General features: G+C 42.1%; 27 protein-coding genes. 18 read left to right on the top strand and 9 right to left on the bottom strand.

Annotated elements, in window-relative coordinates:
* Positions 1–711: 711 nt before the first annotated feature.
* The 9 genes from C900_RS23415 to C900_RS23375 all read left to right on the top strand — a co-directional run bounded on the left by C900_RS23415 (position 712) and on the right by C900_RS23375 (position 8,037).
* On the top strand, positions 712–1,188 hold the full coding sequence (locus C900_RS23415) for an Lrp/AsnC ligand binding domain-containing protein (protein WP_009582773.1): 477 nt from the start codon (positions 712–714) through the stop codon (positions 1,186–1,188).
* Between the two features lie 116 nt (positions 1,189–1,304).
* Positions 1,305–2,750, top strand: a complete 1,446-nt coding sequence (gene sufB, locus C900_RS23410; RefSeq protein ID WP_009582772.1) for a Fe-S cluster assembly protein SufB — start codon at positions 1,305–1,307, stop codon at positions 2,748–2,750.
* Positions 2,751–2,785: 35 nt separating this feature from the next.
* Positions 2,786–3,223, top strand: a complete 438-nt coding sequence (locus C900_RS23405) for a four helix bundle protein (protein ID WP_009582771.1) — start codon at positions 2,786–2,788, stop codon at positions 3,221–3,223.
* Positions 3,224–3,362: 139 nt separating this feature from the next.
* Positions 3,363–4,124 (top strand): Fe-S cluster assembly ATPase SufC, encoded by a 762-nt coding sequence (sufC, locus tag C900_RS23400; protein WP_040497392.1) that lies wholly within the window; start codon positions 3,363–3,365, stop codon positions 4,122–4,124.
* 15 nt (positions 4,125–4,139) lie between these two features.
* Positions 4,140–5,474: a Fe-S cluster assembly protein SufD gene (sufD, locus tag C900_RS23395; RefSeq protein WP_009582769.1), complete on the top strand. Its 1,335-nt coding sequence runs from the start codon at positions 4,140–4,142 to the stop codon at positions 5,472–5,474.
* Position 5,475: 1 nt separating this feature from the next.
* Entirely contained in the window at positions 5,476–6,723 is a 1,248-nt protein-coding gene (locus C900_RS23390) for a cysteine desulfurase (protein ID WP_009582768.1), read from the top strand.
* A 56-nt stretch (positions 6,724–6,779) separates the two neighbouring features.
* Positions 6,780–7,214: a SufE family protein gene (locus tag C900_RS23385; RefSeq protein WP_009582767.1), complete on the top strand. Its 435-nt coding sequence runs from the start codon at positions 6,780–6,782 to the stop codon at positions 7,212–7,214.
* Between the two features lie 12 nt (positions 7,215–7,226).
* Positions 7,227–7,547, top strand: coding sequence for an SUF system Fe-S cluster assembly protein (locus tag C900_RS23380; protein ID WP_009582766.1), 321 nt, complete (start codon positions 7,227–7,229; stop codon positions 7,545–7,547).
* A 73-nt stretch (positions 7,548–7,620) separates the two neighbouring features.
* Positions 7,621–8,037: a BrxA/BrxB family bacilliredoxin gene (locus C900_RS23375; RefSeq protein WP_040497391.1), complete on the top strand. Its 417-nt coding sequence runs from the start codon at positions 7,621–7,623 to the stop codon at positions 8,035–8,037.
* A gap of 70 nt (positions 8,038–8,107) precedes the next feature.
* Here the strand turns inward: C900_RS23375 and C900_RS30080 are convergent, their stop codons facing one another.
* The 5 genes from C900_RS30080 to C900_RS23355 form a co-directional block, all read right to left on the bottom strand.
* Positions 8,108–8,281, bottom strand: coding sequence for a hypothetical protein (locus C900_RS30080; protein ID WP_009582764.1), 174 nt, complete (start codon positions 8,279–8,281; stop codon positions 8,108–8,110).
* A 283-nt stretch (positions 8,282–8,564) separates the two neighbouring features.
* Positions 8,565–8,999 (bottom strand): GNAT family N-acetyltransferase, encoded by a 435-nt coding sequence (locus tag C900_RS23370; protein WP_040497390.1) that lies wholly within the window; start codon positions 8,997–8,999, stop codon positions 8,565–8,567.
* 23 nt (positions 9,000–9,022) lie between these two features.
* The gene (locus C900_RS23365) at positions 9,023–9,568 is read right to left on the bottom strand and encodes a DinB family protein (RefSeq protein ID WP_009582762.1); all 546 of its coding nucleotides are present in this window, start codon (positions 9,566–9,568) and stop codon (positions 9,023–9,025) included.
* Between the two features lie 3 nt (positions 9,569–9,571).
* On the bottom strand, positions 9,572–9,964 hold the full coding sequence (locus tag C900_RS23360) for a hypothetical protein (RefSeq protein WP_040497388.1): 393 nt from the start codon (positions 9,962–9,964) through the stop codon (positions 9,572–9,574).
* A gap of 157 nt (positions 9,965–10,121) precedes the next feature.
* On the bottom strand, positions 10,122–10,856 hold the full coding sequence (locus C900_RS23355; protein WP_009582761.1) for an NAD(P)-dependent oxidoreductase: 735 nt from the start codon (positions 10,854–10,856) through the stop codon (positions 10,122–10,124).
* A gap of 632 nt (positions 10,857–11,488) precedes the next feature.
* Here C900_RS23355 and bcp point away from each other — a divergent pair.
* Positions 11,489–11,935, top strand: coding sequence for a thioredoxin-dependent thiol peroxidase (gene bcp, locus C900_RS23350; protein WP_009582760.1), 447 nt, complete (start codon positions 11,489–11,491; stop codon positions 11,933–11,935).
* A gap of 385 nt (positions 11,936–12,320) precedes the next feature.
* Here the strand turns inward: bcp and C900_RS23345 are convergent, their stop codons facing one another.
* Positions 12,321–13,646 carry an IS110 family RNA-guided transposase gene (locus tag C900_RS23345; protein ID WP_040497387.1) on the bottom strand — a complete coding sequence of 442 codons (1,326 nt, stop codon included), beginning with the start codon at positions 13,644–13,646 and terminating at the stop codon, positions 12,321–12,323.
* A gap of 1,003 nt (positions 13,647–14,649) precedes the next feature.
* On the opposite strand from C900_RS23345, the gene C900_RS23340 reads away from it, so the two are divergent.
* From C900_RS23340 to C900_RS23330, 3 genes are all read left to right on the top strand, one after another.
* A complete protein-coding gene (locus tag C900_RS23340; RefSeq protein WP_009582758.1) occupies positions 14,650–15,501 on the top strand; it encodes a transketolase in 852 nt (283 codons plus the stop codon).
* A 280-nt stretch (positions 15,502–15,781) separates the two neighbouring features.
* Entirely contained in the window at positions 15,782–16,579 is a 798-nt protein-coding gene (locus C900_RS23335) for a helix-turn-helix domain-containing protein (RefSeq protein ID WP_009582757.1), read from the top strand.
* Between the two features lie 79 nt (positions 16,580–16,658).
* Positions 16,659–17,027, top strand: coding sequence for a VOC family protein (locus C900_RS23330; protein ID WP_009582756.1), 369 nt, complete (start codon positions 16,659–16,661; stop codon positions 17,025–17,027).
* A 156-nt stretch (positions 17,028–17,183) separates the two neighbouring features.
* On the opposite strand, the gene C900_RS23325 is transcribed toward C900_RS23330, so the two are convergent.
* A complete protein-coding gene (locus C900_RS23325; RefSeq protein WP_009582755.1) occupies positions 17,184–17,588 on the bottom strand; it encodes a hypothetical protein in 405 nt (134 codons plus the stop codon).
* A gap of 285 nt (positions 17,589–17,873) precedes the next feature.
* On the opposite strand from C900_RS23325, the gene C900_RS23320 reads away from it, so the two are divergent.
* On the top strand, positions 17,874–19,601 hold the full coding sequence (locus tag C900_RS23320; RefSeq protein WP_009582754.1) for a phospho-sugar mutase: 1,728 nt from the start codon (positions 17,874–17,876) through the stop codon (positions 19,599–19,601).
* Between the two features lie 203 nt (positions 19,602–19,804).
* Positions 19,805–20,779, top strand: coding sequence for a calcium/sodium antiporter (locus C900_RS23315; RefSeq protein ID WP_157494157.1), 975 nt, complete (start codon positions 19,805–19,807; stop codon positions 20,777–20,779).
* A gap of 298 nt (positions 20,780–21,077) precedes the next feature.
* On the opposite strand, the gene C900_RS23310 is transcribed toward C900_RS23315, so the two are convergent.
* Both C900_RS23310 and C900_RS23305 read right to left on the bottom strand, forming a co-directional pair.
* Positions 21,078–23,486: an ABC transporter permease gene (locus C900_RS23310; protein ID WP_009582752.1), complete on the bottom strand. Its 2,409-nt coding sequence runs from the start codon at positions 23,484–23,486 to the stop codon at positions 21,078–21,080.
* Between the two features lie 71 nt (positions 23,487–23,557).
* Positions 23,558–24,067, bottom strand: coding sequence for a YybH family protein (locus tag C900_RS23305; protein WP_009582751.1), 510 nt, complete (start codon positions 24,065–24,067; stop codon positions 23,558–23,560).
* A 238-nt stretch (positions 24,068–24,305) separates the two neighbouring features.
* Here C900_RS23305 and C900_RS23300 point away from each other — a divergent pair, with 238 nt between their 5' ends.
* From C900_RS23300 to C900_RS23290, 3 genes are all read left to right on the top strand, one after another.
* Positions 24,306–25,304 (top strand): beta-ketoacyl-ACP synthase III, encoded by a 999-nt coding sequence (locus tag C900_RS23300; protein ID WP_009582750.1) that lies wholly within the window; start codon positions 24,306–24,308, stop codon positions 25,302–25,304.
* Between the two features lie 64 nt (positions 25,305–25,368).
* On the top strand, positions 25,369–25,593 hold the full coding sequence (locus C900_RS23295; protein ID WP_009582749.1) for a hypothetical protein: 225 nt from the start codon (positions 25,369–25,371) through the stop codon (positions 25,591–25,593).
* Position 25,594: 1 nt separating this feature from the next.
* The gene (locus C900_RS23290) at positions 25,595–26,152 is read left to right on the top strand and encodes a hypothetical protein (RefSeq protein ID WP_009582748.1); all 558 of its coding nucleotides are present in this window, start codon (positions 25,595–25,597) and stop codon (positions 26,150–26,152) included.
* Positions 26,153–26,294 lie beyond the last annotated feature (142 nt).

Raw genomic sequence — 26,294 nt, 5'->3', positions numbered from 1 at the left:
ACAATTCGTCATCTCATTTTGTGCATTTTTGTGAAAAATGTTAATCTCGGGATGACTGGTCTAACTTAATAGCATTGCAAGGGGATATGGGGTGGTCGTTATTCAACTCCTTCAGAGTTGATGGGTATTTATTATGATTCGCCCCAATTTCATTGGAGGTTATTCATGTTGAAGCCTTACGCCCTAACAAACACCGACAACCATCAAACTATAAACTGTAAACTGAGAACTGAGAACTGTGAACTGTGAACTATAAACTATAAACTATAAACTATAAACTGTGAACTGTGAACTGTGAACTGTGAACTGTAAACTGAGAACTGAGAACTGAGAACTGTAAACTATAAACTGGAAACTAGAAGTAACCAGCCGCCAAAAAAACTAAGGGGTGAACCACTGGCCCACCCCCGATCTTCATTTTAAAAACCTAAACTTGAAGAAACTCGCTGTAGGGGAAGGATTCGAACCTTCACGAAGCGGTTAGTTCCCATTGCTATTGGATGCCCTAAGGAATTTATCCCGTTACCTTCACCCTCGAGACCGGAGGGCTTGTCTGCCTGTTTCAACACCCTACAGTGTTTTTGTTTGACAATTCAAAATTAGCAAAAGCATTCATACATTAAAAAAATATCAACTTTATGAGTTAATTTTTACAATATTTTTAATATTTTTACATCAAGTTTATCAATAACAAAATTAAGCAAGAAATATATGGCCGCTAATTATGAAATTGACAATATAGATCTCAAAATCCTTGAGATCTTGCTCAAAAACGCCAAAAAGCCTTATACAGAAGTAGCAAAACAGGTATTTGTCTCAGGAGGTACGGTACATGTACGCATGAAAAAGCTTGAAGACATGGGAATTGTTGAAGGCACTACCCTAAAACTTGACTATTCAAAATTAGGGTACGACATCACAGCCTTTATTGGTATTTTCTTATCTAAAAGCGCCCTGTATGATGAAGTAATAGCTGAACTCAAGCAGATCCCCGAGATCATCAACGTGCACTACACCACTGGTAACTATAGTATGTTTGCAAAGATCCATTGCAAAGATACTCAGCACCTGAAAGACCTCCTTCATGATAAGATACAGCGGGTAGAAGGAATAGTAAGAACCGACACCATGATCTCACTGGAAGAAAGCATCAATCGTTCTATTCAACTAGACCCCAAAAACCATTGAAAAAGCCTATCGGGCAATAAGCTTTTTCAATGCCAAAAAAACCAACTCAGGAACCTTAAAGTATAAATTTTGTTGTACATTTGTGAAGTAATTTGAAATTAGTCTAAATAACCGGAATGAGTAAAGACAATCAGATTTTAGAGGAGTTCACTTCAAAGGAATACGAACACGGCTGGACGATTGATCTCGAAGCAGATCAGGCTCCAAAGGGCCTCAGTGAGGAGATTATCCGCTTTATTTCTGCCAAGAAAGAAGAGCCTGAATGGCTTCTGGAGTGGAGACTGAAGGCTTACAGGTCGTGGACGAAGATGAAAGAGCCCAAGTGGGCCAACGTTAAATTTCCGGATATCGACTATCAGGATATCATTTATTATTCCGCTCCCAAACAAAAGGTTAAACCCAAGAGCCTTGATGAGATAGATCCAGAACTTTTAGAAACATTTAAAAAACTGGGCATCTCTCTCGAAGAGCAAAAAAGACTTACGGGTGTCGCCGTAGACGCTGTTTTGGACAGTGTTTCCGTGGCAACAACATTTAAAGATAAGCTTGCAGAGCTCGGTATCATCTTCTGCTCTTTTAGTGAAGCAGTAAGAGAGCATCCTGAGCTTGTAAAAAAATACCTTGGTTCTGTAGTACCCATCAGTGATAACTACTATGCAGCGCTTAATTCCGCTGTATTCTCCGATGGTTCGTTCTGCTACATCCCTAAAGGGGTGAGGTGCCCAATGGAGCTCTCTACTTATTTCAGGATAAACGCAGCAAATACAGGTCAGTTTGAAAGAACTCTTATCGTAGCCGAAGAAGGGTCGTATGTAAGCTACCTGGAAGGTTGCACTGCTCCTCAGAGAGACGAGAACCAGTTACATGCCGCTGTAGTAGAGATCTATGCTCAAAAAGATGCCGAAGTAAAGTACTCGACCGTACAAAACTGGTATCCTGGTGATAAAGAAGGGCGTGGCGGCATCTACAATTTTGTAACCAAAAGAGGTATCTGTGCCGGTGAGCGCTCAAAGATCTCCTGGACTCAGGTAGAAACAGGTTCCGCCATCACATGGAAATACCCTTCATGTATATTAAAAGGCGATTATTCGATTGGCGAGTTCTACTCTGTTGCCGTTACCAACAATATGCAGCAGGCGGACACAGGCACCAAAATGATCCACATTGGCAAAAACACCAAATCCAGGATTGTATCTAAAGGTGTATCCGCTGGCCGCTCACAAAACAGCTACCGTGGACAGGTAAAGATAATGAAGAGAGCTGAAGGAGCACGTAACTTCTCCCAGTGTGACTCTCTGCTAATGGGTGATAAATGTGGCGCACACACCTTCCCCTATATCGACATTGAAAATAAATCAGCACAGGTAGAGCACGAAGCTACCACCTCCAAGATAGGTGAAGATCAGATCTTCTACTGTACACAAAGAGGTATTGACGAAGAAAAAGCTGTTGCTCTAATCGTAAACGGCTATTGCAAAGAAGTGCTCAACCAACTACCCATGGAGTTTGCCGTGGAAGCTCAAAAGCTACTGGCTTTGACGCTTGAAGGTAGTGTAGGATAGCAGTTCACTGTTCCGAGTTTACAGTTTACAGTTTTATGGCGAACATAGAGAGATTTGAAGATTTAAAAATTTGGCAGGAGTCACGGAAGTTGGCAAATAAAATATATGAGATTTTGCTATCCAATCAGGAAATTCGTGACTTTGCATTGAAGGATCAGATAAACAGGTCTTCGGGATCAATAATGGACAATATAGCTGAAGGCTTTGATAGAAAGGGAAACAAAGAATTTCGACAATTTTTGACCGTATCAAGAGGTTCATGCAGTGAGGTTAAGTCACAACTTTATATGGCACAAGACAGGAAATTGATTAGTTCAGATCAATTTGAAGAGTTATATGAAAGCTGTGAGAACATATCAAAAATGGCTCATGGATTGATGAAGTACCTGAATTCATCTGAATATAAAGGCTCAAAGTTTAAAGAACCAAAACTTGAATACTACGTCAATAAAACCAAAAGAACTGAGAACTGAAAACTGAAAACTGAGAACTGAAAACTGTGAACTAAGAACTGAGAACTAAGAACTGAGAACTAAGAACTGAGAACTAAGAACTGAAAACTGTGAACTCAGAACTGAGAACTGAGAACCGAAAACTGTGAACTAAAAAGTAATGCTCAAGATAACAAATTTACACGCATCGATCGAAGGAAATGAGATTTTGAATGGTATCAACCTGGAGGTGAAGCCCGGGGAAGTGCATGCCATTATGGGGCCGAATGGTTCCGGTAAAAGCACATTGGCATCTGTGTTAGCAGGCCGTGAGGAATATGAAGTAACCGATGGTGAAGTTACCTATAACGGTAAAGACCTGCTGGAGCTTGCCCCGGAAGAAAGAGCTCGTGAAGGTGTTTTCCTGGCATTTCAATATCCGGTGGAGATCCCGGGAGTAAGTACTACTAACTTTCTGAAAACAGCTCTTAACCAGGTAAGGGAGCACAAAGGACAAGAGCCTTTGGACGCTGTTTCGTTCCTGACCATGATGAAAGAAAAAATGAAGCTGGTAGAAATCGATCAGTCGTTACTCAGCCGATCGCTTAATGAAGGTTTTTCGGGAGGGGAGAAAAAGCGCAATGAGATCTTTCAAATGGCCATGCTGGAGCCAACGCTCTCTATCCTTGATGAAACGGACTCCGGGTTGGACATCGATGCTTTAAGGATCGTAGCCAATGGTGTTAATAAACTTAAAACAAAAGACAACGCCACAATAGTGGTGACACACTACCAGAGGTTGTTGGATTATATTGTTCCTGACTATGTTCATGTGCTTTACAAAGGTAAGATCGTAAAATCCGGCACCAAGGAGCTCGCTTTAGAGCTGGAAAAGAAAGGTTACGACTGGATAAAAGAAGAAGTAGACACAACTACAGCTTAACAACCCCTGAGCAACATGAGTGAAGTAATAAAAGACGCCATAGAACAAGAATTTACTACCAATTTTGAGGCTTTAGAAAAAAGGCTGAACGGAGCAAGTGCCCTGCCTATCCACCAGGTGCGAAAAAAAGCCATTAATGCTTTTCAGGAATTAGGACTTCCAACAGCCAGGAATGAGGAGTATAAATATACGGACCTGAAAAAGGCTTTGCAGAAGACATTCGATTTTAAAGCACCCTCTCCACAAGGTAAAATCAATCGCGAAACCATTGAGGAGTGCCTGATTCCCGGATTGGATGCCAACATCCTTATTTTCATTAATGGCGTGTTCTCCAACGAACTATCTACTATAATAAGTCCTGAAGACCAGTTGACAATAAAAGACCTGGAAGCAGCGACTATGGAAGATAAAGAGCTTATCGACAACTATTTCGCACAGTATGCCAACTACGAGCACGATGCTTTTATAGCTTTAAATACGGCATTTACTGAGCATGGTTCCTTTATCCATATTCCTGACAATAAACTTGTTGAAAAGCCGATTGCTCTTTACTTTTTCAATGATGCGCAGGCCGGTAAGTCTTACAACCAGCCCAGAAACTTGTTTATTGTAGGTAAAAGCAGTCAGGCAACCTTCCTGGAAGTATTTTATACTGTGGGAAAACATGAGAGCTTTACCAATATTGTTTCTGAAATAGTGGTGAACGAGAACGCTAATGCCGAATACTACAAAATTCAAAACAACAGAGATACTGCGTTCCATGTAGGCACTACCCAGGTTTGGCAGGCACGTAATAGTCAGTTTTCTGCCTATACTTTCACTTTAAATGGTGCGATGATCAGAAACAATCTGAACATCGCTTCTGATGGAGAAGGCTGCGAATCTCACATGTATGGACTATACCTGCTTCACGGTAAAACACATGTAGATAATCACACTGAGATCGACCACATAAAACCCAACTCATTTAGCAATGAACTGTACAAGGGGATTATGGAAGACCAGTCACATGGAGTGTTTAACGGAAAGGTGTATGTACGACAGGCAGCACAAAAAACCAATGCCTTCCAGTCGAACAAAAACATATTGCTTAGCGATCAGGCTACTATCAATAGCAAGCCTCAATTGGAGATATGGGCTGATGATGTAAAATGCTCTCACGGCTGCACTACCGGCCAGCTTGACGAAGAGGCATTATTCTACCTACAGTCACGTGGTGTAAGCAAAGAGCGTGCGCGAGTGCTTCTGTTGTATGCCTTCGCAGTTGAAGTGTTGGAGAATGTAAAGCTGGAGCCGTTGAAGGCTTATCTTGAAGACCTGATATCAGAAAGATTACATAAAGATTTTTAATATGTCCCCATTCAGCCAGGAAACTATCAAGGTGTTGGACATACAGGCCATCCGTGAGGAATTTCCAATACTACACCAGCAGGTGAATGGAAAGCCCCTGGCCTATTTTGACAATGCTGCTACTACACAAAAACCACAACAGGTAATAGATGCATTAGATGGTTACTACAAAGGCTATAATGCTAATATTCACCGTGGTATACACACCCTTGCAGAGAAGGCAACAAAGGCTTTTGAAGAGACGCGTGTGGCTTTAAAGCACTTCCTCAATGCAAAAGAGGCGGAAGAGATCATATTTACAAAAGGAACTACAGAAGCTATCAATCTGGTAGCCTCTACCTATGGCAGACAAAATTTCGGCCCTGGTGACGAAATTATTATTTCAGGTCTGGAGCATCACTCGAATATTGTGCCCTGGCAAATGGTTGCTGAGGAAAAAGGGGCTGAAATAAAGGTGATCCCGGTTAAGGAAAATGGCGAGTTGGACTATGAGCACTATCTCACGTTGCTGAGCAATAAAACAAAGTTAGTGGCTGTCAACCATGCATCTAATAGTCTGGGCACTATCAACCCGATAAAAGAAATGATCTCAGCAGCTCACAAAGCAGGAGCCAAAGTGCTGATCGATGGCGCACAGGCATCTGCTCATCTGGAGATAGATGTACAAGCCTTAGATTGTGACTTCTATGCTGTCTCGGCCCATAAATTTTATGGCCCAACAGGTACCGGAGCCTTATACGGCAAGCGTGAACTTCTTGAAGCTATGCCACCCTACCAAGGTGGTGGTGAAATGATCAAAGACGTAAGCTTCGAAAAAGCCACCTACAACGATATCCCTTATAAATTTGAAGCAGGCACTCCAAATATCGCTGACGTAGCAGCTTTCAAAGAGGCCATAGATTTTGTCGACAGATTGGGCAAAGCCAATATTGCCGCTTATGAAAACCACCTGCTAGAATATGCTACAAAAGCACTTTCGCACATAGAGCATATTAAATTGGTGGGCACTGCACAAAAGAAAGTAAGTGTACTCTCTTTTACCATCAATGGTATTCATCACTTCGACATCGGCCAAATGCTGGATGCCCGTGGCGTGGCGGTACGAACAGGGCACCACTGCACACAACCCTTGATGGAAAGATATGGAATCGAAGGAACCGTGAGGGCTTCCTTCGCTGTTTACAACACGGAACAAGAGATCGACCGACTGGTAGAGGGATTGGAAAGGATCGTAAATTTCATGAAATAAAGCTTGGCGTAACGGTGAAATCAGGTCAGTTAACGTGGCCGGTAAAAAGGAAATTAATGGCTGAATCTATAAAGGAAATACAGGACGATATCATACAGGAGTTTGCAATTCTGGACGGAGATATGGAGATGACCAACTTCTATATTATGGAATTAGGGCAAAAACTCCCTCCTATGGAGGAAGAAAAAAAAACAGAAGAAAACGTAGTAAAAGGTTGTCAGTCTAAAGTATGGCTTACAGCCCATCTTGAGGATAGCAAGGTCAAATTCAATGCTGATAGCAATACTGCTATCACCAAGGGGTTGGTAAGCCTGCTGGTACGGGTTTTTTCTGATCAAAAACCTGATGATATTATCAATGCAGAGCTTTATTTCCCCCATCAGATCGGAATGGACCGTTTTATCGGCACCCAACGATCGAATGGCTTTGCTGCTATGATCAAGCAGATGAAGCTATATGCTCTGGCCCTTAAAAGTAAAATTGAAGCGTAACAACCACATAGTATGAGCGAACAAGCAGAAGAAACATTGAGAGATAAAGTGGTGGATGCCCTAAAGAGTGTGTATGATCCGGAAATCCCGGTTGATGTCTATGAATTAGGACTGATCTATGAAATAAGCGTTCACCCCGTTAATAATGTCTATATCCTCATGACACTGACATCTCCCAACTGCCCGGCTGCGGAAACCATACCTGCAGAGGTAGAGCACAACGTCAGGAAAATAGAGGGTGTTAATGATGTAAACGTAGAAATTACATTCGACCCACCCTACTCACAGGACATGATGTCGGAAGCAGCAAAACTTGAGCTTGGCTTTCTGTGAAATAGATGTGTGATGTAGGATTGTAGAAAAAATTAATTACACAATAAAGACTAGAGACTAAAGACTATTAAATATGTATCCAGAAGAATTAGTAGCACCAATGAGGACTGACCTCACTTCAGTAGGATTTACTGAATTCAAAACAGCGGAAGAAGTTGACAATCATTTTAGCGACCATAAAGGCACTACACTGTTGGTGATCAACTCGGTTTGTGGTTGCGCGGCAGGCGCGGCAAGACCAGGAGTAAAATGGGCAGTGGAGACCAGCAATAAAAAGCCCGGCACACTTGCTACCGTATTTGCAGGAGTAGACCAGGCTGCCGTGGCTAAAGCAAGGGAATATACAATGCCCTACCCTCCATCTTCACCTTCCATAGCACTTTTCAAGGATGGTGAGTTAGTTCACTTTATTGAAAGACATCATATTGAAGGGCGAAGCGCTGAAATGATCGGCAACCACCTGATGGAGGTGTTTAACGAATACTGTTAAAAATTAAAACTGAGGACGTCTCAAAAAGTTTCCTTCTGACGTCCTCAATTTATTACACCTCTCACCTCATCTAAAATTTCGGCTCAATCCTGTAGCAGGAAATATTACCTACATTCAGAAATAGTTTACTTCTTTGTAATAACTCGGTAAGCCTTCTGTCACTCTTTTCCTGATTGGTACTGTAAGAAGCCTCATACATGAGATCCAGCTTCTCATCATAGAACCTGTAGCTTAAGCTGTTCATAACCTGTTTTTGACCTTTGTTGTTGTTTACTTACTTTGAGTTCTGATCGATCAAAAACATGTAGCCAAACCACATGCCGAAAGTAATTTTCGGTTATTTCAGTTGGTTTAGGTATTTTCTTATACGTACTCCGCAAAAAAGTGTTCCATTTCTGAACAAGAAAAGGATCGGAATTGAACAATGGTATCGGTAGTAAGACTGTGGCGAAAGGATTTTGTTACACTGCATAAATTAATCCAGCCACCTGATAAATGTTGCACCTGATTTCACGGTGGACCTGCGCTCAGCACAGCCAATCATCTGCTCTCATCTCAAACTTTACCTCATCATCACCGTAAGGTCCGGTCTTAAGCCATCCACAGCTTTCGTAGAATTTCTCTGCCCGTGTATTCATTCCTGTGGTGAGCCATAGATAACTCTTTCCCCGGCTAAAATACCAATCAAGCATCATGTGGTGAAGTTTCCTTCCTATACCTCTGCCTTCGTATTCGGGAAGTATAAACAGCGCCCAAACATTGTTTTCCTGTAGATCAACAACGGCAAATCCTACAATTTGATCCTGCAACTCGCAAACCCAGCCGCGACCTCTTCTGGTCAAATATTCTTCGCAATCTGCTCTGGAGACACGACTGAGATCGGCCAAAACATTTTCTTTCACCGCCAGGCGGACAGCCATGATGTGGGGTATGTCTTTAATTTGGGCTTCTCGATAGATCATGTGATTTCCGGTAGGTCAGGAAGCTACTTCAAAATTCCAAGAAACTCCTTCCAAGGCCCGACCTCCACATCATACTGCTTAGCCATCACCCTGGAGATTTGAGCGATGTGGTTCAGATCATGGGCGGTCCAGGTAGCCAGTAGTTGTTTTAACGTCACCTCTCCAAAGGTGGGATGGATACCTGTTCTCGACAGATCATCGTCTGTCAGGGTTTGGGTGCGTAGGCGCTGAATATTTTTCTCTCTCAGCGTCTGAAACTCATCCAGCAACTGTCTCATATTTTTGCCCTGGCTTTCCCGGAACTGAGCAAAGCGGTCGAAGGGCTCAAATATTTTATCTGACCTACCGGAAAGGATAATCTCCATGCGGGTTATCCAGTCTGTTTTCTCTCCATAGATGAGGTGCCCGACAATATCAAAGGGGCTCCAGGTGTCAGGCCCCTCATTATTACCGGTCCATTCTTCAGAAAGGCCGTAGAGCATATCATATAGCACTTTTGGTGTCCTTTCCAGTACCTGAATGGTGTTGTTGATGTTGAATTGCATACGGCCGTATTGATTGTTTTCCACTTATTAAATTTTGATTTCTCCAACCCAAAGCAAAATTGAGATAATCAGAAGTACCACCCAGCCGGGATGTTTTCCTTTTGTTCCGATCAAAACCAGCAATGAGCCTACGAGCGTTGCGAGACTTATAGAGTTAACAATAAATGTAAGAAGCTGCGAACTCGCAAGATATGCAATCCTTATCAGTACCACTCCCATACACCAGCCGAGTACTGTCACCAAATGCCATGTCGCCCATATGATCCTGGTATGTCGTTCCTTTAAATGTTCATTGAACATTGACGGAATAATGCTCCCTGTGGCTCTTAGGTTTTTAAAAATCAATATCTCTCCAAAAATGGAATGAGCTAACCCCAACAGAAACAGTAAACATGCAGATGTTAAAATATATGCGTTCATTTTCTGGTCAAATGCATTTTGCAACTTATAAGTTGTCCGAATATACCAAATTTCATGGTATACATTATTACCTGGCTCACCTCTGTTTTGAGAGACACAGTTTTTTCATTTATGAACTAAAATGAGAATTGAGCGATGCGGAGCTGTTTAAAACTTGTCAGCCGTTTTTATTTCTGACATTGTATATCACAGGCATTTGTCCCTTCCATTTTTTCCACAGGTAATCATCAACAATCAGCCTGGCCATAAAATGTCCGACATTGATACGACTGGTTTTTCCAGGATTAAAAATGGGGCTTCTTACCGGGGAAACATGCAAGTTATAACCTGTGACTTTATCTTCGTTAAGCAAACTGTCAGGGCGAACTACCACCCATGCAACTAATGGATCGTTTTGACCGATAGTTACCCTTAAATAGTCGGCTGCTTTTTCATTATCCGATTGCGGCGGCAATAGCAAACGCAGTACTCCTATGACCATTCGCTCTGCAAATGAACTGGTTTCATTCAAATCTCTGTTTCTATGGCCAACAGTATTCATTAACACAAATTTTACCGGGTATTTTGGTGAACTATTTTTAATAGCATTGCAGAGCAACCGAACGCTATCTGTTACTAATTCTTTCGGTTTTCCAAAGATACCTTTCAAGGTCAGGTTATGACCAAGACAAGAGGCAACCGCATGACAACCTTTCACATGATCCGTCATTTCGTCTATGGTGATATCAGGTACAGCAGCCGCGATGATTGATATTGAGTTATTATCTATCCATGATCGAGGCAATGCCTCGGGCAAGCGGACAATTATTTTTACTTTCTGTCCCATATTCACCAGTTGCTCAACCAGTTGCCGTCCGGTTGCCCCGCTTGCACCAATTACTAATGTTGTCATGTGAGGTATTAATGGTAATAAGTTTTTATATCAATTGGGTAGTTTATTTGCGCTCAACAGTGAGAGCCTTAGCAACTAAAATTCAAAATACAACTTTTATAATTATTTACTTCTTTGATGATAAAAATAGTGTATTCAAAGTAAGTTTTGTCTTTCTCGAATAATCTACTAGAGTCATCTTTTCTATTTTCGTAGTATGGAACCATCTAAGCAAATTAAAAGAAGATCATCCGGAACGCCAGGTTCAACTCTACCTATGAAACTAAGGAGTCGGGAGATATCCTGTTGGATTTTGACAAGATGCATGATTATGATGAGGTGGAGCTAAGTTAGAATGAAAGATTGTGGTTAAACTACCCGTTAATCGTACTTCCGATTCACCAATCCATCCCTGTGTCTCCTCCCAAGAGCAGATTGGCGCACGTGATTTGGATGGAGATTCATCTTTTCCTCATAACTGACGACTCAATACCAGTGATTAAATTGCCTGCTGCTTCTGCCAAATAGCTTACTTCCTATTTCAGATTTTCCTTTTATTTCAGATTTCCTATTTCCTGTTTCAGATTTCTTCCTCCAGCCTCTATATTTACAGCGACAGAAAGATACATTTTGAACCTTTTAATTCAACAATTATGGAACTTAAACCAGGCGACAAAGCCCCTGACTTTGAAGTGAATGACCAGGACGGAAATCCTGTTAAACTTTCTGATCTCAAAGGCAAAAAGGTGGTTCTTTACTTTTATCCAAAAGACAACACCCCGGGCTGCACTGCGGAAGCATGTAATTTACGCGACAATTATTCCGAATTTCAAAATGCCGGTTACGAGATTCTTGGTGTGAGTACTGATAATGAGAAGTCGCACAGGAAGTTTATTGAAAAGCAGGAACTTCCATTCAGGCTATTGGCAGACACGGAAAAGCAGATACATGAAAAATATGGTACCTGGGTAGAAAAGCAGATGTATGGCAGAAAATATATGGGAACAGCCCGTGTGACCTTTGTAATAGATGAAGACGGAAAAATTGAAAAGATCATTGATAAAGTAAAAACAAAGGAGCATACGAGCCAGATACTGTAATCAGCAGCTTTACTAAGCCTGGAAGGACTGGTAAAGCTTTTCGTGATAATGAGTTCCTGGATCAATCGGCAGTAGACAGAAGCAATGGGCAAAGAGGTCTGTAAGAAAACTCACAACTTATCGTCATTGCGAACACAGTGAAGCAATCTCCCCAATCGGTAACGAGAACCATATTACTTCACGACTTTAAGCGTTGTCCCAATTCAGGAGACTGCCGCACTCCCTATCGGTCGGTCGCAGTGGCGGCAGAAAAAATAAACCGTCATTGCGAACACAGTGAAGCAATCCCCCAATCGATAACGAAAACCATATTACTTCACGACTTTAAGCGTTGTTCCAATTCAGGGAACTGCCGCACTCCCTACCGGTCGCTACCGATGACGTATTATTCAACATATTGATTTGCAACAAGTTGGTATCCCATTTCTTTCGCTGCTTTTGACAGCCACCTTTCCTTCTGTAGGTTGACTTTCTGTTCATAATCCTTTATCCCTTTTTCGGTGTAATCAAGACCTTTCACCATCAGTCTCCAATAAAGTACGGCTAGTTTCCTGGCGGTAGCCTTTACAGCAATCCCAGCCCCTCGCTTAGCTTTTAATTTTCTACCAAAAGCACCAAGGGCTATTTTTTTGCTCTCTATCAGGCTTTGCGCTATTTGTCTGAATATTTGTCCGGCCTTTGGTCTGTATTTTTTGTTTCTGGTATTCTTCTTTTTCCCAGATTCATGCTGTCCGGGCGACAAGCCTAACCAGGAGGTAAAATGCTTTTCTGTACACCACTTCAATAGGTTACTCCCGGTTTCAGCATATAATTGTAACCATGTATAATCTGTGATGCCAGGTAAGTTTGTCGCATCTTTCCCTGTAAATATTTTAAGCAGGTGACCTCCCAGATGGTCTACCTGTGGCTTATTATGCCTAACTGGCTTACGACCCTGTGCCGATTCAATATCATCTCTGATGCCCTTGTCCTGATGGTAATTATTGGCCTGTTCCATGGCTTCCTGGATTTTCTTATCACACGCGCTAATCTGTTGCTGATAGAACAAGTACGCCTGATAAGCCTGGCCAAGAGCAAATAAACCTGCTTCCGTGTAATGCCCCTCCAAAGCTTTTAATACCAGGTGGGCCTTTTTCTCTATTATACTTTTATGACAAAGGGACAATAGCTTCTCAGGGTTCCTTTCACCTTCCAGAATGGCTTTTATAATAGCTATACCGCTCGCTCCATGAATCTGGCTAATCACTTCTTTGATGCGTATGTTCATCTCTGTCAGGGCTTTCTGCATGTGGTTTACATGCATTGCCGCTGTTCTGATGTGATCTTCACGCATTCGCTGATAAGCCCTTATTTCCTTGACCTGTTCATCAGGAACAAAACAGCGGTTGAGCAAACCATAACTATGGAGTTGCTGTATCCACTGACAGTCTTTAACATCGGTTTTGCGGCCAGGAACTTGCTTGGTCTGCCTGCCATCAACCAACCATACATCCAATCCGGATTCCTCAAGCATTTCGTAAAGTATGACCCAATAAACCCCTGTGGCCTCCATGGCTACTGTTTCTATGCCCTTGGACAACAGGTAATCCCTTGCATGCCGAAAATCCTCTGTGAAAGTTTCAAAAGACCGAACAGGTTCCCCTTCAACTGCCAGGAATATTTTCTTTGATCCAATGTCTATCCCGGCTGTATTTACTCTTAACTTTTTCATAAAATAAAATTCTTTAGTAGGAAGCCGCACTGAAAGAAATTTATGACACGAAAGGCTACCGAACGGACATTCCCTAAACATAAAGAATAGAAAAGTACCATAATTTGTGACTCCTTTCTTCCCAACCATACTCGCAGCCAGGCAATTAGCACTAATCGAACGACCGGTTATGTGTGCAGGCTTTGCCATAGAACAATCCGTCATCTCATTTTGTGCATTTTTGTGAAAAATGTTAAGTCTCGCAGTGACGGCAGAAAAAATAAACCGTCATTGTGAACACAGTGAAGCAATCCCCCAATCGATAACGAAAACCATATTACTTCACGACTTTAAGCGTTGTTCCAATTCAGGGAACTGCCGCACTCCCTACCGGTCGCTCGCAGTGACGGCAGAAAAAATAAACCGTCATTGCAACGAAGTGCAGCAATCCCCTTTCCTTTGGTGTGACCTGTGCAGAATCAAAAAAGCCGGCAAATGCCGGCCTTTTTGATTCTTTAAACTTAACTAAACCAAGGACTACATTAGTGCTATAACATCACCTCAGAGATCATTCTGATAGTTATAACACACTCAAACGTAGTTGATCAAAAAATGCGGTCAGTTAGCATAGAGGCGGATCATCTGATCCAATTCATGGGAATATACTCGTACTAACTTGGCCTGGAGATCACTAAAGTTCATATAAAAAATAGGTTGAGTTACTGATATATACTTTAAACATGTTGTAGGTAACAACTTTCAATATAGTAAAATCAATGATTCCCATCATTAAGGAGCAGGAAAAATATCATTATGATTTATTTAAAGCGGCCTTTATTGAGTTTTATCGGTTACGTATAAGGGTTTTTTCTTAACTCAGCGGGAATCTTTGAATTCAACTCCTTTAGCACACCAAAAAAATAATTTATTCCTGTTTCCGGTTATATGGTCGTTTAGCTCATGGAATTCAAGAGGTTTTCTGTAAATTCGCACCTTTATTTACTGCTAGAGCTTAAACATAAAGATGACTAACCAGCCCAACATCGAAGAACTAGAAAAAATTGCTTCACAAGTAAGGAGAGATATTTTAAGAATGGTACATGCAGTACAATCCGGCCACCCTGGTGGTTCGCTGGGATGTACGGAGTATTTCGTGGCCATGTATTTCCACATCATGAAGCACGATAAGAATTTTAACCCTGATGGTATTGGTGAAGATCTTTTCTTCCTTTCTAACGGGCACATCTCTCCGGTTTGGTACAGCACCCTCGCCAGATACGGCTATTTCGAGGTCTCAGAGCTGGCTTCTTTCAGAAAGTTGAACTCAAGACTACAGGGGCACCCTGCTACTGAGGAAGGCCTGCCCGGCATAAGAGTAGCGTCAGGATCTCTGGGACAGGGATTATCCGTAGCAATAGGCGCTGCACAAGCAAAAAAATTGAATGGAGATAATAGGCAGGTATATGTACTCATGGGTGACGGTGAGCAACAGGAAGGTCAGGTGTGGGAAGCCGCTATGTATGCTGCTGCACATAAAATAGACAACCTGGTAGCCACCATAGATTATAACGGTCAGCAGATAGACGGAGCCGTAAAAGATGTAATTGACCTGCAGGACCTGAAAGCCAAATATGAAGCTTTTGGCTGGCATGTAATAGAAAGCTATGGCAATGACATGGAGTCATTGATCGTGAAAATAAAAGAAGCCCGCTCACTTACCGGCAAAGGAAAACCTGTCATGAACCTGATGACTACTGAAATGGGTTTTGGTGTTGACTTTATGATGGGTACACACAAATGGCATGGTGTAGCTCCTAATGATGAGCAGCTTGAAAAGGCGCTCAGCCAGGTGAAAGAGACGTTGGGAGACTATTAATAGTTCACCGTTCTGAGTTCACCGTTCTGAGTTCGCAGTTCACAGTTTGAAGTTTTCGAGTTTACAGTTTCGAGTTGTAGTCTAATGTTGTTTGGTTTATGTTTTGAAAGCTAGGTGAAGTTTCAGGCTTCTGCCTTTTATCGGTCAACTGCAATTTCAATAAGCCAAAAGGGATAGCCAAAGTATCTTTAGGTTATTCCTTTTCTTAATATATACATGCGTTGCAATTTGGCAAAAGGATCCAAAACCTCTATTTTTATTAGACTATCGTCTGGGTCTGATGAATTATCAAATTATACCTCCCCCACCGCAGTTGGCACAGCACGTCCGTTTTTTCTGGGTGCTGGAAAGTGAGGCCCCATACATACATCGCTCACTTGCCTGTGGGTGTCCTGAGCTTATCTTTCACTACAAAGGCACATTTGACGAGGTGACGGACCCTGATAATAGAGAGAAATCGTTTGTTAGCGGCATACACGGGCAGTCGCAAAAATTCAGGCGTTTTATAACCACTCAGGGGTTTGGCATATTTGGTGTATACCTCTATCCTTTTGCCATTCCGCACTTCCTCTCGCTACCGGCAGATGCTTTGAGTAATGAAATGCCCGACCTGGATACCCTCTTAGGGTCTGAAGGAAGGATACTGGAGGAAAAGATCATGCTGGCATCAAATAATTACAGCCGCGTCACACTACTGGCAAACTTTCTGGAGAACAGGCTGAGAAAGACACAGCCGGAGCGATCTTACATCACCTCGTTAGTGCAGGATATCATACACTCTAAAGGAGATATGAGGGTGCAACAGTTGGCACAGGACAGTTGTCTCTCCGTAAGGCAGTTTGAAAGGAAGTTTAAGGAATATTCGGGTTTCAGTCCTAAGTTATTTTCAAGAATAGTCAGGTTTCAAAGTACCCTGGATGAATACGATGCAAAAGATAAAACGCTGACACAGATAGCCTATCATTGCGGATACTATGATCAATCACATTTTATCCGGGATTTTAAAGAATTTTCAGGGTACCACCCGAAAGTTTATTTTGACAAGAAGGCTGAGGGAACCGAGTGGCGTGATGCATAATATGTCGCCTTTTTACAATTTTTGCCCTTTGCCATCAGGCATTTTTGCTTGAGATAATTCTTTAAATAAAAACAGATCTATGAAAATTCCGGATAAGTATTTACCTATTATGCCCTATCTGATCCTTAGAGATGCAGAAAAATTTGCCAGATTTATGAAGGAGGTGTTTGGCGCCACTGAACAGATGATAGTGCCTGCCGAAAGAGGCATTATGCATGGCGAACTCAGGATCGGTAATGCAGTGGTCATGTTTGCCGATTCAGGTGAGGAATTTAAACCCTCCCCGTCAGGCATGTTTATTTTTGTTGATGATGTAGATGATGTATATCAAAAAGCGCTGCAAAATGGCGCCACCTCCCTCCAGCCACTTGAGAAAAGAGACTATGGCTATGGTGGAGGCTTTGAAGATCCCTTTGGCAATCAGTGGTGGGTCAATGAAGGCAGCTAGGTTACTGGCTGCTGGCTGCTGGTTACTGGCTGCTGGTTACTGGTCACTGGTTACTGGTCACTGGTTACTGGTCACTGGTTACTGGTCACTGGTTACTGGTCACTGGTTACTGGTCACTGGTCACTAGTTTCTTGTGACCAATGACTAGTGACAACTCTATTTAGCTGTCCAAACGACTTCTTTATTTTGAGGGTCGATTTGGAGTATAATTCTTGTAGGTTTGGGCAATAGCACCAGTTTGGTTTCTTTTCCGGGGTAGTCATCTACCTCTACATATACCCCTTGTTTAAAATCAACGTCATAACCTCCATCTGCGGGGATTACTTCTCCGGGAAGGTAGGCAATGGGCAACAAAACATCGGTATCAGGGCAAAATTCATCATGTACCTCATGAAAGGCGTCTTCAAGATAATCCCCGTATTTTTCCAGAAAATCGTCTTCAAGATCGTGCAGTTCCTCTTCCATTACATCATAATCTTCACTGCTATAGTCTATTTCGCTCAGTTCCCTCTTCTTCTCAATCAAAGAAGTAAGATCGTTGTCCAATGATTTGATATCCATTATTGTAAGTTAATTTTTAAAAGAGGATACAAAACTCACGAGTCTCACAATAACATGCAAACATATTTTTCGAAATAATAATAAATCAATCGCCCGATTTCATCAAAATAATTTGCTTGCAGGCCATAAATGTTTTGATAACGCCTCCGATCCGTTAAATTTACAATGAATTGTAGAAGTAACACCCCATCTTCTGCAAAATCAGATTATAAAAATTCGTAAACCCTTTTTGTGAATGGCTGTTAATTGACCCAGGAACATCTGTTCACTTCAAAATTAGATACTATGATAAATACCATGAATGAAATCGTTGAGAAAGCCCAGCGCTGGCTGGATAGTAATATAGATCCTAAAGCTAAGGCCGAGATAGAGTCCCTGATGAAAAATGAAGAAGCGCTAACAGAAGCATTTTATAAAGACCTTGAATTCGGAACAGGTGGGTTGCGAGGTATAATGGGTATCGGTTCGAATAGAATGAACAAGTATACAATTGGTATGGCTACACAGGGCCTGGCCAACTATCTTTTAAAGACATATCCCAATGAACAGGTAAAAGTGGCGCTGGCCCATGACAGCCGCAACAACAGCCGGTACTTTGCTGAAACGGTAGCTGCCGTTTTTTCTGCCAATAATATTAAAGTATATCTTTTTGAAGATCTAAGACCCACTCCCGAACTTTCGTTTGCCATCAGGCACCTCAAGTGTCATAGCGGAGTAGTACTCACTGCCTCTCATAACCCCAAGGAGTACAACGGGTACAAAGCATACTGGAATGATGGTGCACAATTGGTTGCTCCACACGACAAAAACGTAATAGATGAGGTGAATAAGATCAGTTCCATCGATGAAGTTAAGTTTGACACCAGAAGCGAGCTGATCGAAGAAATAGGACAGGAAATAGATCAGTTGTACCTGAATGAGATAAAAAAATTATCGCTGAGTCCTGACAGCATTAAAGAGCAAAAGGATATTAAAATCGTTTACTCCCCTATTCACGGAACGGGTGTTACCCTTGTACCTCAGTGCCTGAAGGACTTTGGGTTTGAGAATATCTACGTGGTAGAGGAACAATCTGAACCGAATGGGAATTTTCCTACGGTGGTATACCCCAACCCTGAAGAAGCTGAGGCCCTAAAGCTTGCCCTCCAAAAAGCAAAGGAAATAGATGCTGAATTGGTGATGGCCACCGACCCTGATGCAGACCGGGTGGGCATTGCCATAAAGGATCAAAATGGGGAATTCCAACTGCTGAATGGCAACCAGACGGGAAGCCTGCTTATGTACTATGTGCTGAAGCGCTGGAAGGAACTGAACAAATTCGAAGGCAATGAATATGTGGTTAAGACTATTGTTACAACCCAACTCATGGATAAGATTGCAGAAAGATTTGGGGTGGCCTGCTATAATACCTTAACCGGCTTCAAATATATTGCGTCTATTATCAGAGAGTTGGAAGGCAAAAATACATTTGTTGTCGGTGGTGAGGAGAGCTATGGATATATGATCAGCGATTTTGTAAGAGATAAAGATGCTGTTGCATCATGTGCCATGATCGCTGAAATGTGCGCCTACGCCAGATCTCAGGGCAAGTCACTATTCGACCTGCTGATCGAGGTGTATACCGAATGCGGTTTCTATAAGGAAAAACTGATCTCGCTTACCAAAAAGGGTAAAAAAGGAGCCGATGAGATCAAATCGATGATGCAAAACTATAGAAGTACCCCACCCGTGCAACTGGCCGGATCAAAGGTAATAAAAGTAATTGATTACCAAAGCAGTGAAGAAAGGGATCTTGTTTCAGGGAAAACCACCGCCATTGATTTTGAAAAATCCAACGTACTACAATTTTTTACCGAGGATGGGTACAAGATCTCTGCACGCCCTTCCGGAACAGAGCCTAAAATAAAGTTCTATATCAGCGTGAACAAAAAGCTTTCATCAAAGGAGGATTTCGAAGCTGTTAATCAGGATTTGGACAAACTGCTCGCAGAAATTGAGCACGATTTGCAGTAAAATCTGAAATAGGAAATCTGCAATCTGAAATAGGAAGGAAATCTAAACACGAGGTGGTGGAAAGGAAGCTGTCGCAATTATCATTTGATTACACCCAGCCTTTGTTTCATATTCCCGATTTCTGATCTCATATTTCCAATTTCTGATATCAAATTTTTGATTTCAAAAGAATTCATTACATTTAGTGGCTAAACTATGTACTATTGGCGTTAATTATTCACTTTGCTCTTGTAGCACTAGGCTTTATTTTGCTCATTAAGGGTGCCGGGGCGCTGGTAGGAGGGGCTTCTTCACTAGCTAGAAAGTTTAACATATCAGAGTTGGCCATAGGCCTTACTATTGTAGCGTTAGGGACCTCTGCCCCGGAACTGGTGGTAAATATTATCTCAGGAACTAATGGATATAGTGATGTGGTTTTTGGCAACATCATTGGCTCTAATATATTCAACTTATTCCTGATTCTGGGTGTTTCTGGCACCATCTATCCTCTTGTAGTTCAAAGGAATACGGTTTTAAAAGAAGTGCCCTTTTCTCTGTTTATCACGTTAGTTCTCTTCTTTCTCATCAACGACAATATATTTGGCGGGGAAGGTAGTATCAACGAATCTTCACGTATTGATGGCATTGTGCTGATGTCTCTGTTTGGCTTGTTTCTGACTTATGTTTTCTTCAATATGAGGTCCGGTACGCAGGCAGAGGAAAGCAACATTAAGACATATGGCGGGTGGGGCACAGCTTTGCGCATCATTGGTGGACTCGTTGGATTAGTATATGGAGGTAAGTTAGTAGTGGACAACGCGGTAGACATAGCACGTGCATTTGAAGTAAGCGAAAAACTTATTGGCCTGACCATAATCGCTGCCGGTACCTCCCTGCCCGAGCTGGCTACCTCTGCTGTTGCAGCCTATAAACGACAGGCCGACATAGCTATCGGCAACGTGATTGGCTCTAATATTTTCAATATTCTACTCGTTCTAGGACTTAGTACGCTGGTTTCTCCGCTAAGATACAATGCATCCTTTAACACGGATATTTATATTCTACTTGGAGGCACTCTACTCCTGCTGCTGTTCATGTTTACCATCAACAAGAAAAAGCTGGACAGGTGGGAGGCCTTTCTTTACCTGGTTACTTTCATTGCTTACATGGTGTTTTTATTTATACGAGAAGGGTTATGAGAGAAAAAAAAGGGGCCGCCCGTTTGCACGAAACTGCTGTACCCCTGTAAATGCCGCTTGATCCCCTATGTAAGTAATATCTCTAAGAAAACGCCAATGTCTGCGTTATGCTCGTCCCAAAAATGCTCATCCCGACAACTGACGAGACTACCGCTTTTTGGGACTTCGTCCCGCCCTTTGGCGGGAACTTTTCTTAAAGCCACTTAGGATTTTCTTACAAACATCTAAGAAATCTATAAATTAACAGGCCTGTTCAACGCTCTGCCAAAGTATTCAACCAAGTGTTCGCCTGCACTTGCTACTCATTCCTCAATTTATCCACAGGATTCATCAAAGCCGCTTTTACTGACTGAAAGCTGATAGTTACTACCGAGAGGAACAACGCAATGACAACTGCCACGGCCACCGGCACCAAACCAACAGTTACCTTATATTCAAATGCTGACAACCATCGTGTCATCAGGTAGTAGCCTAATGGTGCAGCTATAAAAAATGCCACAATCACCAGTTTTGTAAAATCCTTCGAAATGAGTAGAAAGAGATTCGCGATGGAAGCCCCCAGCACTTTTCTAATGCCTATTTCCTTTGTACGTTGTTCAACGGTAAAGGCTACCAGTCCCAGCAAGCCCAAACAGGCTATGAGTATAGCAAGCCCGGCAAACAGGGTAAAAATACTGCCCAATTTCACTTCACTTTTATACAAGGCATCATATTCCTGGTCTAAAAAACGGTAGTCGAACGGACGGTGCGGCACCAGGGCTTTCCATTCATGGCTGAGTTCAGTGAGCGTCTCGCTCAGTCTGTGCGGCTTGATCCTGATAAATATCTCATTATATTGCTCAGGCTCGATCAAAAGCACTACCGGATTGATCTTATTCTTAAGAGAAGAAAAGTGAAAGTCACTTACCACCCCCACTATCTTGCCCTCACGACCATTGAGTCTCGCACGCAAGCCAACTACCTCTTCAGGATCGAGCATTGTTTCCCGGAGCAACTGTTGATTCACAATAAAACCATACTCCCGGTCTTCATATTTCTCCCTGGTAGACCGCTCCACATCAGCTTCCGTAAAGTTATTTCCACTCATCAACTGCATCCCCATATTGGAGACAAAATCCTTATCTACGGTTACTGCATTCACACTCTGGGTCTGGTTACTTTCCATCCCCTGCACGTGTATGGTATATCCTCCATTGATGTTGGCCGGATTCTCAGAGCCAATAGAGACCCCTACTACATCAGCCCTTCTTTCGAGCTGTGATTTTATGGCGGCAAAGTTTTTATTTACTTGCCGGTCGGTGGGCACGATCAAAACATTCTCTTTATTATAACCCAATTCCTTATCCCTCATAAAGCCGAGCTGTTTGTAAATAACCAGTGTGCCTATGATCAGGAATATAGAAATCGAAAACTGTACCACTACTAACAGTTTTCTTAGAATACTTCCTTTTGATGATCTCTTAAAGCTGCCCTTAAGTACAGTGCCCGGCTGATATGATGAAAGACTGAGGGCCGGATAGCCCCCCGCCAGTAAGCTTACAACCACAATTGTACTGACCGCACCTAATATTATTGTTTCAGAAAAAAGGGAGTCAACCGAGAGAAATTTACCGGAGAATGCATTAAATGGCGCCAAAACAGACCCTACTATGATAAAAGCCAGCACTGTGGACGCTGTGGTAATAATGAATGACTCACCCATAAACTGGTAAAACAATTGCTTGCGATAGGCTCCCAAAACTTTCCTCATACCCACTTCTCTCGCTCTGTCTGCTGATCGGGCGGTGGCCAGATTCATATAATTGATACAGGCTATGATCAGGATGAGTATTCCAATTAGGCCGAAGATGTAAATACTTTTAATATCTCCCTGTGGCTCAAATTCATTGGGAATATCAGAGTATAGATGTATGTCGGTGATTGGCATCAGGTCAAAAGCAAGGCTATTGCCAGCTTTGGTAAACTCCTCTCCGATCTGCTTTAGCGCCATTTTGCTTATTCCTTCTTCAAGCTTGGATCTATTTGCCGGATTATCAAAAACAATATACGTAGCATAGTTAGCGCTGTGCCATATTTCCTCTTTCGAAGCCGCCAGACTATTAAAAGAGGCTATGAAATCGAAATGAAAGTGCGAGTTATGAGGCACATCCAAGATCACACCCGTAACCTGATAATCCCGGGCATTGTTTATTTTTAATAGTTTTCCCAGAGGATCTTCATCGCCAAAATATTTTTTCGCGACATATTCTGTCAACACAACCGAGTAAGGGGTAACAAGCGCCCGGGCCGGATCACCTTTTACCCATTGAAAAGAAAAAACATCAAAAAAAGAACTATCCGCATATAGAAAGTCGCTCTCTTGAAACAGCTTGTCTTCCCGCTGAACCACCACCGGACTAAACATGCTCACATCAAATAATCGGGTGCCGGTTTTCACTTCAGAAAATTCCCGCAGCGTATTCGGTAGCAGCGCTGTGGGTGTATTGTAAATTTTACCGGACGTACCTCCGTAATTGTACACTGTATTTACCCTGTAGATATGATCAGCGTGTTTGTGAAACTTGTCATAGCTCTGTTCATCAAGAATGTATAGAGACAACAAAAGACAGCAAGCTATTCCTACCGCCAGTCCAAATATGTTAATGAACGAGTATCCGAACTGCTTCAGCAGGTTTCTTATGGCTATTTTGAAGTAATTTTTGAGCATGGTATAAGTTTTTTAAACCTAAAATGAAAAGATTCTCTTATTAGACTCAAAAAAAGTAAAAAGGTTGCATGTCACTGCCAGGTATAAGTATCGATCAATATTTTATATCCATCCTCGGTATACTTCCATACCAAAATAAAATCCACTTCGCTGGTATGTTCGGTATCATTGGCTCTCACGGTCAGTCTGGAATTTCCCAACTGATAAACAAGGTTGCTATTAGTCCCTATATCTATACCGGCAGCGCGCCAATCCGGTGGTTTGTTTTTCAGGGCTTTCCAATATTCATTTTCGTATACAGCCTTTTCGCTTTGTGATACCTCAATGACTTCAAGCTCCCATTTTACCGGATTTTGTATACCTGTCCAGTACGCGTCAATATTCTCTCTTTCTGTAACTACCTTGCCCGCCGGACTCAATAAATAGGCATTATCCAGATAGAATTCTGCCACGGCCCTCAGGTCACCCCTGTTAAATGCCTCTTCCATCAGCCTGTTCTGCCGTTTGATCTCCTCCTCTGGCACATCCTGTGCATAGGCAGCAGCAGAAAATGCGAATAATGTTAAGAAAATGAATTTCATAAGCTGGTCTTTTGTTAAACATTCTGTTACCATAGACAGATCATACACTAAAGATAAATGAGTAATATGATCGTCAAAAGTTAGTTTAGCCGTGAGCCCTGAGCAGAAAACAGCTAAGCCACAGCATACTCCGGTATCTCAATACTCATACAAGATACCGATTTTACACGTAAGGTTTTTACACTAACTAACATTAGTTTAATTTAGCTATATTTGGTCCTTTTAAAATATATTTTACATGCAATATTCTAAGATCGTAGGTCTCGGCCATTACGTGCCCGAGCGGGTAGTTACCAATCAGGACCTTTCGGAAATGATGGATACCAATAACGAATGGATTGTAGAAAGAACCGGTATTCATGAAAGGCGTTTTATTGACCCAAAGATGGATACCGTAGCTAATATGTCGGCAAAAGCTGCCAGAATGGCCCTGGAGAGGGCGAATCTCAATGTTGAAGATATAGATTTCATTATCCTGGCTACTATCACCCCGGATTATTTTTTTCCCGGCTCAGGCGTACTTCTTCAACGCGAACTTGGTTTGGAATCTATTGGCGCCCTGGACATCAGGAATGCCTGTTCTGGCTTTATCTATGCATTGTCTACTGCCGATCAATTTATTAAGACCGGCATGTACAAGACTATACTGGTCATTGGAGCAGAAATACAGTCTACCGCACTTGACCTCACCACTCGTGGACGAAATACTGCTGTTATTTTCGGAGACGGTGCCGGTGCCGCTATTCTTCAGGCCTCCGGCCAACCCGGAATATTGTCGTCTCATCTTCATTCTGATGGCCGTTATGCCGAAGAGTTATATGTGAAAGATCCTGGTAGTAGCCGGCCTCATGCAGAAAGACAGCCTGAGCAAATTACGGACACCTCCACATTTAAAGTTCATATGAACGGCAACATGGTATTTAAGCATGCGGTAGTCAAATTTCATGAAGTGATCATGGAAGCCCTTGATGCCAATAACCTCGCAAAAGAAAGTATCGATATGCTCATCCCGCATCAGGCAAATCTTCGGATCAGCAACTACATACAGCAAAAACTTGGATTACCTGATGAAAAAGTGTATAATAACATCATGAGGTATGGCAATACGACTGCCGGTTCCATACCAATTGCATTGAGCGAGGCATGGGGTGAGGGTAAGATTAAAACCGGTGATCTCGTGTGCCTGGCAGCCTTCGGTAGTGGTTTTACCTGGGCTTCATCGTTGATACGTTGGTAAAACCAGGTGTAGAATAGTTTGTTAAAAAAAGAAATACATTTGATCATAAAATTATCTTATATAAATGAAAACTACGACATACAATCCCAGCCCTCTTGAGGTAGAAATAGCCCAGGCCCTTGAGGAATTACAAGGTGAAATAGGTAAGCGTCTGGCGGGCAATGAGATAGTGAAAGTTGAAAATCGCATTGCACAGGACAATCCACTCGTTAAATTTTATTTCAAAGACAGTGATGGCGACCCTCATGAAGTAGTTTTTAAGATCATACAGACGCCAGATAAATTCTGATTTGTTTACTGAAAAAGAGATCCGCTACCTTTCAGATAAGGATTTTCTACTGACCAAAAGAGTCGTTATTGAAAAGGTAGTTAATCTGTTTGCAGAATTGGAGGCATCGCTTAAAAAGGAAGTTGAACACACAACTGATCCATTTCCTTCAAGAGCATTTCTGAAGGCTGGCAAGATATCGAAAGGTGAAAATTTCCGTGGCCTGCCCTACGTGATACTGGATTATCCACGCCTTTTTTCAAAGGAAGCTGTTTTTGCCTATCGCACTATGTTTTGGTGGGGAAACTTTTTCAGTAATACACTTCATGTGAGTGGAGCAGCGCTGGAATACTTCCCTAAAAGGCAAATTGTAAAATACCCGCTACCGCTATATCTCCAAACCAGCGGTGATCCGTGGGACCACAGTCTTGATTCCGCAGAAGAGGTTGGTGATATCCAAATGACATCGTTAACAAGAAAAATCCTACCCTTTGTAAAACTTACTCAGAAAATTTCGCTGGGTAATTATGATCAGGTAAAAAACCTTAGCCTCAGCTTTTTTCAGCAACTTTTTGTTTAAAATCCCCCAAATATAGGGAAGATAATGTCACTTTTTTCCAATAGCTTGATCTATAAATAAAAATAAGGATCGTGAAATAGTTGGCAATTGCCAAAAGAAGTTGGCAAAAAGTAACAGTTGAGAATCTACAGTGATGCGCTTC

Origin of the sequence: Fulvivirga imtechensis AK7 (genome assembly GCF_000331535.1) — a bacterium.
Lineage (GTDB): Bacteria > Bacteroidota > Bacteroidia > Cytophagales > Cyclobacteriaceae > Fulvivirga > Fulvivirga imtechensis.
Note: the sequence above shows the minus strand (reverse complement) of the source record. Positions and strands in the feature narration are given on the sequence as shown.